Annotated in this window: 12 protein-coding genes; 5 read left to right on the top strand and 7 right to left on the bottom strand. The window is 73.1% G+C overall.

The features are described from left to right. Positions 1-55: 55 nt before the first annotated feature. Positions 56-1,357 carry a malonyl-CoA decarboxylase domain-containing protein gene (locus GI374_RS06700; protein WP_154336236.1) on the top strand — a complete coding sequence of 434 codons (1,302 nt, stop codon included), beginning with the start codon at positions 56-58 and terminating at the stop codon, positions 1,355-1,357. Next, positions 1,354-2,847 (top strand): malonyl-CoA synthase, encoded by a 1,494-nt coding sequence (locus GI374_RS06695; protein WP_154336235.1) that lies wholly within the window; start codon positions 1,354-1,356, stop codon positions 2,845-2,847. The genes GI374_RS06700 and GI374_RS06695 overlap by 4 nt, the downstream gene beginning before the upstream one ends. 3 nt (positions 2,848-2,850) lie before the next feature. On the opposite strand, the gene GI374_RS06690 is transcribed toward GI374_RS06695, so the two are convergent. Next, complete coding sequence (locus GI374_RS06690) at positions 2,851-3,108, bottom strand: zinc-finger domain-containing protein (RefSeq protein WP_154336234.1); 258 nt, start codon at positions 3,106-3,108, stop codon at positions 2,851-2,853. A gap of 45 nt (positions 3,109-3,153) precedes the next feature. Between GI374_RS06690 and GI374_RS06685 the strand changes: the two genes are divergently transcribed. Then, positions 3,154-4,128 carry an ABC transporter ATP-binding protein gene (locus GI374_RS06685; protein ID WP_229582857.1) on the top strand — a complete coding sequence of 325 codons (975 nt, stop codon included), beginning with the start codon at positions 3,154-3,156 and terminating at the stop codon, positions 4,126-4,128. 82 nt (positions 4,129-4,210) lie between these two features. Further along, complete coding sequence (locus GI374_RS06680; RefSeq protein WP_370515185.1) at positions 4,211-5,425, top strand: Bcr/CflA family efflux MFS transporter; 1,215 nt, start codon at positions 4,211-4,213, stop codon at positions 5,423-5,425. A gap of 1 nt (position 5,426) precedes the next feature. Here the strand turns inward: GI374_RS06680 and GI374_RS06675 are convergent, their stop codons facing one another. The 3 genes from GI374_RS06675 to GI374_RS06665 form a co-directional block, all read right to left on the bottom strand. Next, positions 5,427-7,106 carry a peptidoglycan -binding protein gene (locus GI374_RS06675; RefSeq protein WP_154336231.1) on the bottom strand — a complete coding sequence of 560 codons (1,680 nt, stop codon included), beginning with the start codon at positions 7,104-7,106 and terminating at the stop codon, positions 5,427-5,429. A gap of 1 nt (position 7,107) precedes the next feature. Continuing rightward, positions 7,108-8,541, bottom strand: a complete 1,434-nt coding sequence (locus GI374_RS06670; protein ID WP_370515184.1) for a hypothetical protein — start codon at positions 8,539-8,541, stop codon at positions 7,108-7,110. A gap of 81 nt (positions 8,542-8,622) precedes the next feature. Further along, on the bottom strand, positions 8,623-9,174 hold the full coding sequence (locus tag GI374_RS06665) for a gamma-glutamylcyclotransferase (RefSeq protein ID WP_154336230.1): 552 nt from the start codon (positions 9,172-9,174) through the stop codon (positions 8,623-8,625). Between the two features lie 104 nt (positions 9,175-9,278). Between GI374_RS06665 and GI374_RS06660 the strand changes: the two genes are divergently transcribed. Next, positions 9,279-10,292 (top strand): DUF2125 domain-containing protein, encoded by a 1,014-nt coding sequence (locus GI374_RS06660; protein WP_195759858.1) that lies wholly within the window; start codon positions 9,279-9,281, stop codon positions 10,290-10,292. Here the strand turns inward: GI374_RS06660 and GI374_RS06655 are convergent. From GI374_RS06655 to GI374_RS06645, 3 genes are all read right to left on the bottom strand, one after another. Next, entirely contained in the window at positions 10,280-11,221 is a 942-nt protein-coding gene (locus tag GI374_RS06655; protein WP_154336228.1) for a prephenate/arogenate dehydrogenase family protein, read from the bottom strand. The genes GI374_RS06660 and GI374_RS06655 overlap by 13 nt on opposite strands. Then, a complete protein-coding gene (hisC, locus tag GI374_RS06650; RefSeq protein ID WP_154336227.1) occupies positions 11,218-12,327 on the bottom strand; it encodes a histidinol-phosphate transaminase in 1,110 nt (369 codons plus the stop codon). Before hisC ends, GI374_RS06655 begins: the two co-directional genes overlap by 4 nt. A 78-nt stretch (positions 12,328-12,405) precedes the next feature. Next, entirely contained in the window at positions 12,406-12,867 is a 462-nt protein-coding gene (locus GI374_RS06645) for an SRPBCC family protein (protein ID WP_154336226.1), read from the bottom strand. Between the last annotated feature and the right edge of the window lie 145 nt (positions 12,868-13,012).

Raw genomic sequence — 13,012 nt, 5'->3', positions numbered from 1 at the left:
GCGCGCCGGTCCCGGAAGGGGAGGACCGGATGACGCATATCGCCGCGGCGCTCGCATGATCCGGCCCGAGATCCGCCCCGCGCGCCTCTATGACCGGCTGTCCTCGCTGGTGGACAGCTCCGCCTGGCTCCTGCGCCGCCCCGGCCCGGCGCCGGTGGCCGATCTCAGCGCGCTCATGGCCGAGCTGCCGCGGACCCGCTCCGAGACCAGGGCCCTGGCCCTCGCCGCGCAGGTGCTGGAAGGCTACGGCCGCCTCGACGCAGGCGGGCGTCGCGACTTCTTCCGCGCGCTGCGCGACGGCTTCGACCCCGACCGCGCCACGCTCGAGGCTGCCGCCCGCGCCTGGCTCGAGGACCCGACCCCTGCCACCCTTGAAGCGCTGAGCCGCGTCTCCGAGCCGCCGCGGCAGGAACTGCTGCGCCGCCTCAACATGGCTCCGGGCGGCACCGCGCGGCTGGTAACAATGCGCGCGCATCTGCTCGACGCGATCCGCGCGGGCGAGGACCTCGGCCGCGTGGACGCCGACCTGCGGCACCTGCTGCGGTCATGGTTCAACCGCGGGTTCCTGACGCTCGAGCATATCGACTGGGACAGTTCCGCCCGGCTGCTGGAAAAGCTGATCGCCTATGAGGCGGTGCACGAGATCCATGGCTGGGACGACCTCCGCCGCCGGGTGCTGCCGCCGGACCGGCGCTGCTACGCCTACATGCATCCGGCGATGCCCGACGAGCCGCTGATCTTCGTCGAGGTCGCGCTGATGCGGGGGTTGCCCGACAGCATCCAGGCGATCACCGCCGAGAAGCGCGCCCCGCTCGACCCGGCGACGGCCGACACGGCGGTGTTCTACTCCATTTCCAACTGCCAGACCGGGCTTGCGGGCATCAGCTTCGGCAACCTGCTCATCAAGAACGTGGTGGCCGAGCTGCGTCACGAACTGCCGCAGCTTGGGAGTTTCGTGACCCTCTCGCCGATGCCCGGATTCTCGGGCTGGCTGGACGAGCGGGCGGCGGCCGGCGAGGCTGCCGCGCAGGCGATCCTTGGCGGCGACGACACCGACCTGCTGGCGCAGGCAACGCGCTATTTGCTCTGCGCCCGCGACGAGAGGGGCCGCCCGCGCGATCCGGTGGCGCGGTTCCACCTCGGCAACGGGGCCGAGGCGCATCGGGTGGTCGCGGGCGCCGACCGCTCGCCCCGAGGGCTGCGGCAGGCGCGCGGCGTGATGGTCAACTACCTCTACGACAGCGCCCGCATCGACGCCCGCCACGACGCCTTCACCGAGACCGGCGCCATCGCCGCGCCGAAGAAGCTGCACGACCTCGCCCGCCGGGCCGAGGCCGCCGCTAAGGAGACGCCATGACCAACCGCCTCTGGGACGCGCTGATGGCGCCGCATGTGGAGAGCGACGCCGCCCTGCTGATCCGCGCCGATGGCCGCCGCATCAGCTACCGCGAGATGGCCCGCCTCTCGGCCGGTATCGTGCTTCGGCTGGAAGCGGCGGGCGTGCGCCCCGGCGACCGGGTCGCGGTGCAGGTCGAGAAGTCGCCCGAGGCGCTTGCGCTCTATCTCGCCACGATCCGCGCCGGCGCGGTGTTCCTGCCGCTGAACACGGCCTACACGCCGGCCGAGGTCGCCTATTTCGTAGGCGATGCGGAGCCTGCGGTGGTGGTCTGCGACCCCGCGCGGCTGGAGGCCACGCGCGCCGTTGCCGGGTCGGCGCACTGCCTCACGCTTGACGCGGAGGGACGCGGGCCGCTGACGGATGGCGCGGCCGACGACGACCACACCGTGCCGCGCGACGGCAGCGACCTCGCCGCGATCCTCTACACTTCCGGCACCACCGGCCGCTCCAAGGGCGCGATGCTGAGCCACGACAACCTGCGCTCGAACGCCGAGACGCTAGTCGGGGCGTGGCGGATCACCAAGGACGACGTGCTGCTCCACGCGCTGCCGATCTTCCACACCCACGGCCTCTTCGTCGCGTCCAACAGCTTCATGATGGCCGGCGCGGCGATGATCTGGCTGCCGCGGCTCGATCCGGGCGAGCTGATCCCCCTGATGCCGCAGGCGACGGTGATGATGGGCGTGCCGACCTTCTACACGCGCCTCCTCGATCGCCCCGACTTCACGCGGGACACGGCGGCCGGGATGCGCCTCTTCGTCTCCGGCTCCGCGCCGCTCCTGGCCGAGACCCACCGCGCCTTCGAGGCCCGCACCGGCCACCGCATCCTCGAGCGTTACGGCATGACCGAGACCAACATGAACACCTCGAACCCCTACGAGGGCGAGCGTCGCGCGGGCACGGTCGGCCCTGCCCTGCCCGGCGTGGAGGTGCGGATCACCGAAGGCGCGACCGAGGTCGCGCCGGGCGAGATCGGCATGATCGAGGTGCGCGGCCCGAACGTCTTCCAGGGCTACTGGCGGATGCCGGAAAAGACCGCCGAGGAACTGGCGGCGGATGGCTGGTTCACCACCGGCGACCTCGGCACCCGCGACGCGGACGGCTACGTCACCATCGTCGGGCGCGGCAAGGATCTGGTCATCTCGGGCGGCTTCAACGTCTACCCGAAAGAGGTCGAGATGCTGATCGACGAACAGCCGGGGGTGCTGGAAAGCGCCGTCATCGGCGTCCCGCATCCCGATTTCGGCGAGGCCGTGGTCGCCGTCGTCGCCCGCCAGAAGGGCGCCGACCCCGACCCGCAGGCGATCATCGCCGCGCTTGGCGAAAGGCTGGCGAAGTTCAAGCAGCCCAAGCGCGTGATCGTCGTGGACGAGCTGCCGCGCAACACCATGGGCAAGGTGCAGAAGGCCGCGCTCCGGGCCGAACACGCGGGGCTGTTCGCCCCGTGACCCTCAGTGGTCGCCCGCCGCCGCGCGGTCGATCACGAAGCGCTTGTCGCAATAGCCGCAGTCGACGAAGCCGGTCTCGGGCGAGATCGCCAGCCACACCCGCGGATGCCCGCCGTCGCCGGCCACATCGCCGTCGCAGGCTACCCGCCAACTCGTCACGGTCTCGACCACCGGCGCGGGCAGGACCTCGTCGCCCGGCTGCTGTTCGGTCGAAAGGCGCTCGGCGGGATGCTCTGCGGCGGCGGAGGGGGATGCGGACATGACGCTCTCTTGTGTGCGCGCGCGGGCGCGTGTCTGATGGCCGGCATGATAGCCGATCACGCATCCGCGGCAAGCAGCCGCCCGCCCGAGGACATCCGCCCCGCGATCCGCATCGAGGCCCTGCGCAAGACCTATGCCGCGTCGGGGCGCGAGCCGGAAAAGGTCGCGCTGAAGGGCGTGGACCTGACCATCCCCCAGGGCTCGATCTTCGGCCTCCTCGGCCCCAACGGAGCCGGGAAGTCGACGCTCATCAACATCATGGCCGGGCTGGTCCGCAAGACAGCCGGCCGTGTGGAAATCTGGGGCTTCGACCAGGACGTGAATCCGCGCCAGTCGCGCGCGGCGATCGGCGTGATGCCGCAGGAGCTGAACATCGACCCGTTCCTCAGCCCGCGCGTCAGCCTGGAGGTGCAGGCCGGCCTCTACGGCGTGCCCCGGCGCGAGCGGTGGACCGACGAGCTGCTGGAATTCGTCGGCCTGACCGAACAGGCCGAGGCCTATGCCCGCAATCTCTCCGGCGGGATGAAGCGGCGGCTGCTGATGGCCAAGGCCCTGGTCCATCGGCCGCAGGTGCTGGTCCTCGACGAGCCGACGGCGGGCGTCGACATCGGGCTGCGCGAGATGCTCTGGACCAACGTCCGGCGGCTGAACCGCGAGGGGATGACGATCATCCTGACCACCCATTATCTCGAGGAAGCGCAGGACATGTGCGACGAGATCGCCATCATCGACCGCGGCGCCCTCATCACCCGCGCGCCGACGCGCGAGCTGCTGGCGATGACCGACCGCAAGACGCTGGTGATCGACCCCGGCCCCGGCGCGCTGCCGACCTTCCAGCTGCCCGAGGGCGTCACCGCCACCCGCCGCCCGGACGGGGCGCTCGCGCTGGCCTATGCGCCCTCGCGGCTCCGCGCCGACGAGGTGCTGGACGCGCTCCGGGGTGCCGACATCCCGATCCTCGACGTGGCGACCGAGGAGGCGAACCTCGAGGACGCGTTCCGCGAGTTGACCCGGACCTGACCTTGCGGCGGGGCGACGGCGGGTCTACCCCGGCCAGCGTCACCGGAGGATTGCCGCAATGCCGTTCGATTCATCCACCCGCGTGAGGGGCCTCACCCCCGGGCGGCTGGCGCAGCCCGAATTCGTGGCGATGCTGGCCTTCGTCTTCGCCACGGTCGCCTTCTCCATCGACTCGATGCTCCCGGCGCTGCCGCAGATCGCGGCGGAGCTGGTGCCCGAGGACGTGAACCGCGCGCAGCTGGTCCTGACCTCGTTCATGGTCGGCCTGGGCGTCGGCACGCTCGGCGCCGGGCCGCTGTCGGACGCCTTCGGGCGCAAGGCGGTGATCGCGGCCGGGTTCCTGATCTACATCGCCGGGGCCATGCTGGCGATTGTCGCGCCGACGATGGAGACGATGCTCCTCGCCCGCGCGATCCAGGGCTTTGGCGCCGCAGCACCGCGGATCGTGTCGCAGGCGCTCGTGCGCGACCTCTACGAGGGGCGCGAGATGGCGCGGATCCTGTCCTTCGTGAACATGCTCTTCATCCTTGTCCCCGCCGCCGCGCCCGCGATGGGCATGGCGATCATCGCCGTGACCGGCTGGCGCGGGGTTTTCGGCGCCTTCGTGGTCTTCGGCCTCGTGGCGCTGCTCTGGGTCGCGCTGCGCCAGGCCGAGACGCTGCCCGCCGCCGCGCGCCGGCCGATGCGCGCCGGGCCGCTCCTCGCTGACGCGCGGGAGGCGATTGGCGACCGCGTCGTGATCATCTGCACCCTGACGGTCGCGCTCGGCTTCGCGCAGATGTTTGCGCTGCTGAGTTCGGCCCAGCAGCTCTTCGTCGAGACCTACGGCGTCCCGCCCACCGCCTTCCCGATCTGGTTCGCGGTCATGGCGCTGCTGTCGGGCAGCGGCGCGATCGTCAATGCGCGCATGGTCCGGCGCGTGGGGATGCGGCGCATGGCTTCGGCGGCCTATGCGGCGCAGATCGTCATCGCCGCGGCGGTGCTGCTGCTGATGGCCTCCGCGCAGGTGCCCGAGGCGCTGCGCTTCCCGCTGTTCTTCGCCTGGGCGTTGAGCCTGTTCCTGATGGCCGGGATCACCTTCGGCAACCTGAACGCGCTTGCCCTGCAGAACATGGGGCATATCGCCGGGACCACCTCTTCGGTCGTCTCGGCGATCTCGACGCTGCTCGCTATGGCGATCGCGGCGCCGGTCGGGCTGCTCTATGACGGCACGGCGCTGCCGGTGGTGACGGCGGCGCTGATCTGCTCGACCCTCGCTTGGCTGCTGCTGCGGCGGCTGGGCCGGCCCGCCGCCTGACTCACCGCTCGGTCAGCTTCAGCTCGATCCGGCGGTTCGCGGCCCGCGCCTCGGGCGAGTCGCCCGTCACCGCCGGGCGGTGCTCGCCGAAACCCGCGGCCAGCACCCGCTCGGGCGGGAAGCCCAGCGAATCGACCATGAAGCGCACCACCGCGAGCGCGCGGGCCTGGCTCAGCTCCCAGTTGTCGGCGTAGCGCCCGGTGCCCGAGAGCGGCGTGTCGTCCGTATGGCCGTCCACCCGCAGCACCCAGTCCACCTCGGGGGGGATCGCCGCCGCGATCTCCTGCAGCTGGTCGGTCACCTGCTGGATCTGCGCCCGGCCCTCGGCCGAGAGCGTCGCCTCGCCCGCCGGGAACACCACGTCCGAGGAAAAGACGAAGCGGTCACCCACGACCTGCACGCCCTCGCGGCCCGAGAGGATCTCCGACAGCCGCCCGAAGAACTCCGAGCGGTAGCGGGTCAGATCCCGCGCCTCGGCCTCGGCCCGTTCGGCGCGCTCGGCCTCGAGCGCCGCCTGCGCCGCCGCCGACGCCGCCTGCTCGACCGCGAGCGCGGCCTCGGCCTCCGCCGTGGCCGCCCGCTCCGCCTCGAGCGCGGCCTGCGCCCGCTCGCCCTCCGCCGCGCGCAGCAGCGCCGCGTTCAGCTGCCGGCCGAGGTCGGCCACGCGCAGCTCCGCATCGGTCTGCGCCTCGCCCGCGGTCTCCAGCACCGCCTGCAACTGCCCCAGCTGTGCCCGAAGATCGGCCACCTGTTCGTTCAGCAGCGCCACTCGCCGCTGCCCCTCGGCCGACAGCGCCTCCTCCTGCGACAACCGCTCCTGCGCCACGGCCAACAGCGCCGCCTGCCGCTCGGCCTCGGTCAGCTGCGCCGCGGCCTCGGTCTCGGCCCCGCTGCGCGCGGCCTCGGCCGCGGCCAGCAGCGTCAGCGTGTCCTCGGCCCGCCTGCGGCTTTCCTCGAGCGCGAGGGTCATGGCGCCGAGTTCGGTGTCCGCCGTCTCCAACCGCTGCCGCAGCGCCTCGGCCGCGGCGGCGTCCACGGCCTGTGTCGCCTCGGCCTCGGTCAGCCGCGCCTGCGCCTCCGACAGCGCCGTTGCATCGCTCGCGCCTTGCGCGCGCAAGTCGGCCGCGAGCGCCTCGAGCGCGTCGGCCCGCGCGGCGGCGAGGCGCGCCTCCTCGGCGGTCCGGTCGATCTCGGCCCGCGCCTCGGCCACGGCAAGCTCCGCCGCCGATGCCCGGCGACCGGCCGCGGCGGCCTGCTCGGTCAGCCCCCGCGCCCGCGCCTCGGCCGCGGCATCCGCCGCCGCGCGCGCGGCGATCAGCGCCGCCGCCTCGGCCTCGGCATCGGTCAGCCGGGTGCGCGTCTGCGCGAGGTCGGCGTCGCGCAGCGCCAGATCCTCCGACAGCTGTGCCACCCGCGCGGCAGCCGCGTCGCGCTCGGCCGCGAGGCCCCGCGCCTCGCCCTCGGCCGTGCCGAGCGCGTCGGTCAGCTCCGCGACCTGCAGCCCGAGGACGCCAAGCCGCTCGTCCTGGACGGTGAGTTGCTCGCGCATCACGCCCTGCACGACCATGATGATCGTCAGCACGAACATGATGACCAGCACGAGGGCGGTCATCGCATCCACGAAGCCGGGCCAGATGTTGGTTTCGCCCAGGCCCCGCCCGCGCCGGCCGAGCGACGCCATCTCAGTGCCCCGCCGTGCCGCCGAGCGCGCGGACCGCGCGCGTCAGCTGGGCGATGTCGGCGCGCAGCTCGACCATCATGTCGGCGCGGCCGGAACTGGTCTCCTCGGCCATCCGCGCGAGCGCGAGGTCGATCGAGCGCAGCCGCATCCGCGCCTCGGTGCCGTCGTCGCGGTCGGCCGCCTCGTCGCGGGCCGAGGCGGCGACCTGGATCAGCCGCTCCTGCCCCTGCGCCAGCCGCTGGACCGCCTCGGCCAGCCGCGCGCCCTGCACAGCGGCGCCGGGGTCGGGCCCGCCCTGCGCCGCCAGCCGCTCGAGCACATCCGCCAGCCGGGCGGCCTGCTCCGCCCCCTCGCCGGCATCCGCGCGCGCCTGCTCGGTCATGCGCTCGACGCTGCGGGCCATGACCAGGGCGCGCTCGTCGGCCTCCATCTGGTGCTGCTCCTGCACCTCGTCGCGGCGGGCGTAGAACTCGGTCAGGGCCTGCAGATGTAGCGCCATCTGGTCGAGGAAGCCGGCAAGCGCCGCGTGATCGAGGCCGGCCGCATCCCCCTCCGCCCCGCCGATGCCGACGCGGGTGAAGCCGCTCATCCACTCCTCGAGCTCGCGATAGAAGCGGTTCTGCCCGTGGATCACGAACAGCTCCAGCAGCCCGACCACGAGCGATCCGGCGAGGCCGAGGAGCGAGGACGAGAAGGCCGTGGCCATGCCCGCAAGCTGCCCCTCGAGGCCACCCATCAGCCGGCCGAACATGTCGGCGGCGGTCTGGCCCGGCTCCGGGGCAAGGCCGCGGATCGTCTCGACCACGCCGGGGATGGTGGTGGCGAGGCCGTAGAAGGTGCCGAGCAGGCCGAGGAAGATCAGCAGTTGCGCGAGGTAGCGCGTGATCTCGCGGGCCTCGCCGACGCGGGTGGCGACGCTGTCGAGGATCGACTGGCCGGAGCTGGTCGAAATGAAGCCGCCTGACGGACCCGCGCTGCCCAGCAGCGCCGCCAGCGGCGCCAGCAGCCGCGGCGCCTCGTCGGTGTCGCCCTCGGCCCTGGGCGCGACCCCCGCCTTCAGCGCCTGCTCGCGCCGGGCGGCGAAACGCTCGATCCAGGCGACCGAGCCGACCAGCTGCGCGGCCTGCCAGAAGCAGGCCAGCACGCCCAGGACGAACACCGCGAGGATCGTGCCGTTGAGCCAGAGGTTAGCGTGGAAGATGCTGTAGATCTGCGAATAGGCGAGGACGCCGCCGGCCACGACCAGCGCAAGGACGACCAGCATCAGCACGATCTGGCGCACCGGCTGCGAGAATTGCGGCGTCGCCGCCGCCTCGCCCCGCCGCGCCGCCGAGAAGGTGCGCGCGCGCCGGCCCGCGGCGGCCTGCGCCTCGGCCTGCCGCCGTGCCACGGCTGCATCGTCCTGGCCGGGCCCCGGCTGGGTGGTGTCGTTCAAGTCCGGCCGTCCCCGCATGACGCTTCGCGCAGGAGTGTAGGCAGGCTGCAGGCCCATGCCAAGCAAAGCCTGATATTCCGGTTACCGCTTGGTTACCGCGCCCCTGAGCGCCCGGACCCGCGCAGCGAGCGCCTCGGCCTCCGCATCCGCGAGGCCAAGCTCGGCCAGATGCCGCACGAAGTTCTCGAGATAGTCGGCATTCGGCCCGCGCCCGCCCGTCGCCGCCGCGATGATCGCCGCCTGCGCCTCGGGGGCGAGGTCGCCGGCATACTGCGGATGCTCGCGGCGCATGACATAGGTGAGCGCCGTCACCCGCCGCCCGTCGTCCAGTTGCAGCGGCAGCTCCGCCTCGCGGTAGGCATGCGTCACCAGCTCCCGCGCCCGCACCGAGGCGAGTGCCTCCGGCCAGTCCGCCTCGGCGACGCGCAAGCCCACGCCCCGGCACTCTCCCCCCGGATCGGCATCGAGGCCGAGGACCAGCCCCGGCAGTTCGGGCGTGCCGCGGTGCTGGATCGAGCGCAGGCAGAAGCTGCGCTGCCAGCCCATGAGGCGCGCGGGCGACCGCTCGGCCACCGGCACGCCGGGGTCCCACATCAGCGAGCCATAGGCGAATATCCAGCAGCCATCGGGCATGTCGGGCGAGGTCCTTCCGCTCGGGCGCAAGTTACGCCACGATGCGCGGCGAACGGAAGGGCCGCTGCTGCCGCGGCAAAGGGGTGCCGATGCGGACAGTGCTGATGCTCCTGGTGCTGCTCGCCGGTCTCGTCGTCGGCGGCTGGATCGGGGGCGAGACGCTGCTCGCGCGGACCATCCGCGAGGCGATCGCCAGCGACCCGCGGCTGCAGGCCACGCGCGTCAGCCAGCTGCGCGAGCCGGACCGCATCGGCGTCCGCGTGCGCGGCTTCACCGCCACCGCGCCCGAGGGGACCGTCGCGGCCGACTGGGTGGACATCTTCCTGCCGCCCTCCAGTCCCGATACGCTGCATGTCACCGTGGCGCCCGGCGCGACGCTGACGGGCGGCGGGCGCGAGCTGGTCCTCGGCCCCGACGGGGCGGAGGCCTGGGCCAGTTTCTCGCCCACCAACAGCCTCGCCCTCAGCCATGCGCGGGTGCTGGCCGAGGACGCGGTGCTGGACGGCGCGGCGGCGGTCGGGCGGATCGACCTCGCGGCGGAGCTTGCGGGCTACGGCGCGGATGCGCCGCGCGCCACGGGGGCGGCCTATGACGTGAGCCTCGCGGTGGCGGACCTGTCGCTCGACGCGCTGAGCGGCGGGGCGGTGACGGGGGTCGCCGGGGCCGAGGGCACCGGGCGACTGTGGCTCGACCGGGTGCCGGTCAGGGCGGCGGCGCCAAGCGGCGACGGTGTCGGGCCGCGGATCGTGGGGTTCCGGGTCGATGGGCTGGACCTCGCGCTCGACGATCTCGCCGCGCGGATCTACGGGCGCGTCGTCGCGGATGCCGAGGGCCGGGCCGAGGGCGAGATCCTGGTCGACACCGCCGACAGCCGCGGCTTCGTCGAGCGCGCGGCGGCCGTGGGGCTGCTCCCGGAACGCGCCGCGCCGCTGGCCGCGACGATCCTCACGGCGGTGGCTCAGACGCCGGCGGCGGCGGAACCTGCCGCAGAGCCGCGCCCCGCCGCCTGGCCCGAGCCGCATGAGGGGGCGGCGCGCATCACGGTCGCCTTCCGCGACGGGCAGAGCTTCCTCGGCCCGCTGCCGATCGGCCCGGCGCCCCGCCTCTACCTGCGCTGATCGGGCGCGCCGCGGCCGAAATCGGGCGCGGCGGTGTCCTGCCCGGCCTCGATGATGCCGCGGCGGATGGCACGGGTGCGGGTGAAATAGTCGTGCAATTGCTGCCCGTCGCCCATGCGGATGGCGCGCTGAAGGACGAACAGCTCCTCGGTGAAGCGTCCGAGGATGTCGAGCGTGGCCTCGCGATTGGTCAGGAACACGTCGCGCCACATGGTCGGGTCGGAGGCCGCGATCCGGGTGAAGTCGCGGAAGCCGGCGGCGGAATACTTGATGACCTCCTCGTCCGTCACCCGCCGCAGGTGGTCGGCCACGCCCACCATCGTATAGGCGATGAGGTGCGGCGTGTGGCTGGTCACGGCGAGGACCAGGTCGTGATGCGCGGGCTCCATCGTCTCGACATTGGCGCCCATTCCGCGGACGAGGGCCGTGAGCCGCGCCACCGCCTCCGGGTCGGTGCCCTCGGGCGGAGTCAGGAGCCACCAGCGGTTCTGGAAGAGCGTCGCGAAGCCCGAGCGCGGACCGCTGTGCTCGGTCCCGGCCAGCGGGTGGCCGGGGACGAAGGCGACGCCCTCGGGGACATGCGGCGCGACGGCCTCGATCACGGCCTGCTTGACCGAGCCGACATCCGTCAGCACCGCGCCGGGCGCCAGATGCGGCGCGATCTCGGCCGCGACCCCGCCCATGGCGCCGACCGGCACGGCGAGGACGATGAGGTCGGCGCCGGCGACCGCCTCCGGCGCGCTTTCGGTGACGGCATTGCAGAAGCCGACCTCGCGCGCCGTCTCGCGCGTTTCGGCCGAGCGGGCGTAGCCGGTGATGCGGACCTCCGGCCAGGTGGCGCGGATCGCATGGGCCATCGACGACGCGATCAGGCCGAGGCCGATCAGCGCGACATGGCGGAAGGGGGCGGCTTCGGCCTCCCCGCTCATGCGCCCCGTCCGGCCATGAAGCGCCTCACGCTTTCGGCCACGCGGCGGCAGGCGACCTCGTCGCCGATGGTGATGCGCAGGCAGTTCGGCAGCCCGTAGCCCGCCACCCGGCGGACGATCAGGCCGTCCGCCTGCAGCGCGGCGTCGCAGGCCTCGGCCGTCTCGCGGTCGGGGAAGCGGGCGAGGATGAAGTTGGCGAAGGAAGGGTCGGACGGCACCCCCGCCGCCGCAAGCGCATCGGCCAGCCGGTCGCGCAAGCGCGCGGTTTCCGCCCGGCAGCGCTCGGTGAACGCGGTGTCGCGGATCGCGGCCTCGGCGGCGGCGAGGCCGGGGGCGGAAACGTTGAACGGCCCGCGCATCCGGGCAAGCACGTCGATCACCGCGCGCGGCCCATACGCCCAGCCGACCCGCAGCCCGCCCAGCCCGTGGATCTTCGAGAAGGTCCGCAGCATCACCACGTTCGGCAGACGCGAGGCGATCTCCGCGCCGCCGTCATAGCCTTCCGCAAACTCGGCATAGGCCGAGTCGAGGGCGACGATGGCCTGCGGCACGGCGCGCGCCAGCCGTTCCAGCTCGGCAAGCGGGATCATGGTGCCGGTCGGGTTGTTCGGGTTGGCGACAAAAACCAGCCGCGTGGCGGGCGTTGCGCCCGCGATCAGCGCGTCCACGTCCGTCACCCGCTCGCGCTCGCGCACTGCGACCGGGGTCGCGCCCGCGGTCTGCGCGGCGATGCGGTACATGAGGAACCCGTGCTCGGTGAACAGAACCTCGGTCCCCGGCCCGGCATAGGCATGGGCGAGCCAGCTGATGATCTCGTCCGAACCGGCCCCGCAGATGATCCGCGCCGGGTCGAGCCCATGGACCTCGCCGATGGCCGCCCGTAGCCCGGCGTGGTCGGACGACGGATAGCGATGCGCCGCGGCCGCCGCCGCCTCGATCGCCGCCTGCGCGGCGGGCGAGCAGCCCCAGGGGTTCTCGTTGCTCGACAGCTTCACCGGATCGGGATGCCCGGCCACATGGCTCGCCCCGGCCTCGTAGAGCGCGATCTCCATGATGCCCGGCTGCGGAGCGACGGTTTCGGCGGTGGCGGGAGCGGTGGCGGACATCGGCGCGGCCTTCCTTCGGGAACCGCGACCTTCTAGGGCGCGGCCCGCGGCTTGGAAAGGCCCGGCCCTGCCGCGCGTTCAGCCGCCGGTCCCGCCTTCGACATGGCGGCGCAGGTTGCGGGTCTGGATCTCCCAGCCCTCGGCATTGCGCCGCATCGTTGTCTCGCGGCTGCCCTCGGGCAGCGCCGCGAAGCCGGTCTCGGTGACCGTGACCCGGGTGCCGCCCGCGCGGATCGGCGCGAGGTCGAACGCGACCACCGTCCAGTCCGGCTCGCGCCCGTCCTCGTCATCGCCATGCGGCCAGCGGAAGACCAGGCGGCGCGGCTCGTCGATCACCTCGGTCACCGAGCGCCAGGGGGCGCCCTCGTGGCCGGGATAGGTGATGGCGCCGACCGTCTGCTGCCCGACCGCGAAGGGGCCCTCGAGATCGACGCGGAACCACTGGCCGAAGAGGCGGTGGTCGATCAGCGCGTTCCACACCCGCTCGATCGGCGCGGCGATCGCGATGCTGGCGGTGATGCTGTCGTCCTGCCGGGCCATGGGTCCTCACATCCGCAACCCATGCGCAACGCAGCCGGGACGCGCGGGTTTCCCCTCGCCCAGCACAGAACCAGGCTGTCTGGCCGCGTTGAAGCCGCCCCCTCGGACGGCTAGGCTCCCCCGACCGCCATTCCAGGAGACCGCC

It is taken from the genome of Paracoccus sp. S-4012 (assembly GCF_009674885.1).
Taxonomy (GTDB): domain Bacteria; phylum Pseudomonadota; class Alphaproteobacteria; order Rhodobacterales; family Rhodobacteraceae; genus Paracoccus.
Note: the sequence above shows the minus strand (reverse complement) of the source record. Positions and strands in the feature narration are given on the sequence as shown.

Excerpts from the sequence above, each read along its gene's own strand:
- GI374_RS06655 (WP_154336228.1), bottom strand. The coding sequence starts at position 11,221 with ATGAGCGGGGAGGCCGAAGCCGCCCCCTTCCGCCATGTCGCGCTGATC.
- GI374_RS06700 (WP_154336236.1), top strand. The coding sequence starts at position 56 with ATGATCCGGCCCGAGATCCGCCCCGCGCGCCTCTATGACCGGCTGTCC.
- GI374_RS06665 (WP_154336230.1), bottom strand. The coding sequence starts at position 9,174 with ATGCCCGATGGCTGCTGGATATTCGCCTATGGCTCGCTGATGTGGGAC.
- hisC (WP_154336227.1), bottom strand. The coding sequence starts at position 12,327 with ATGTCCGCCACCGCTCCCGCCACCGCCGAAACCGTCGCTCCGCAGCCG.
- GI374_RS06675 (WP_154336231.1), bottom strand. The coding sequence starts at position 7,106 with ATGGCGTCGCTCGGCCGGCGCGGGCGGGGCCTGGGCGAAACCAACATC.
- GI374_RS06690 (WP_154336234.1), bottom strand. The coding sequence starts at position 3,108 with ATGTCCGCATCCCCCTCCGCCGCCGCAGAGCATCCCGCCGAGCGCCTT.
- GI374_RS06685 (WP_229582857.1), top strand. The coding sequence starts at position 3,154 with ATGATAGCCGATCACGCATCCGCGGCAAGCAGCCGCCCGCCCGAGGAC.
- GI374_RS06645 (WP_154336226.1), bottom strand. The coding sequence starts at position 12,867 with ATGGCCCGGCAGGACGACAGCATCACCGCCAGCATCGCGATCGCCGCG.
- GI374_RS06695 (WP_154336235.1), top strand. The coding sequence starts at position 1,354 with ATGACCAACCGCCTCTGGGACGCGCTGATGGCGCCGCATGTGGAGAGC.
- GI374_RS06660 (WP_195759858.1), top strand. The coding sequence starts at position 9,279 with ATGCTCCTGGTGCTGCTCGCCGGTCTCGTCGTCGGCGGCTGGATCGGG.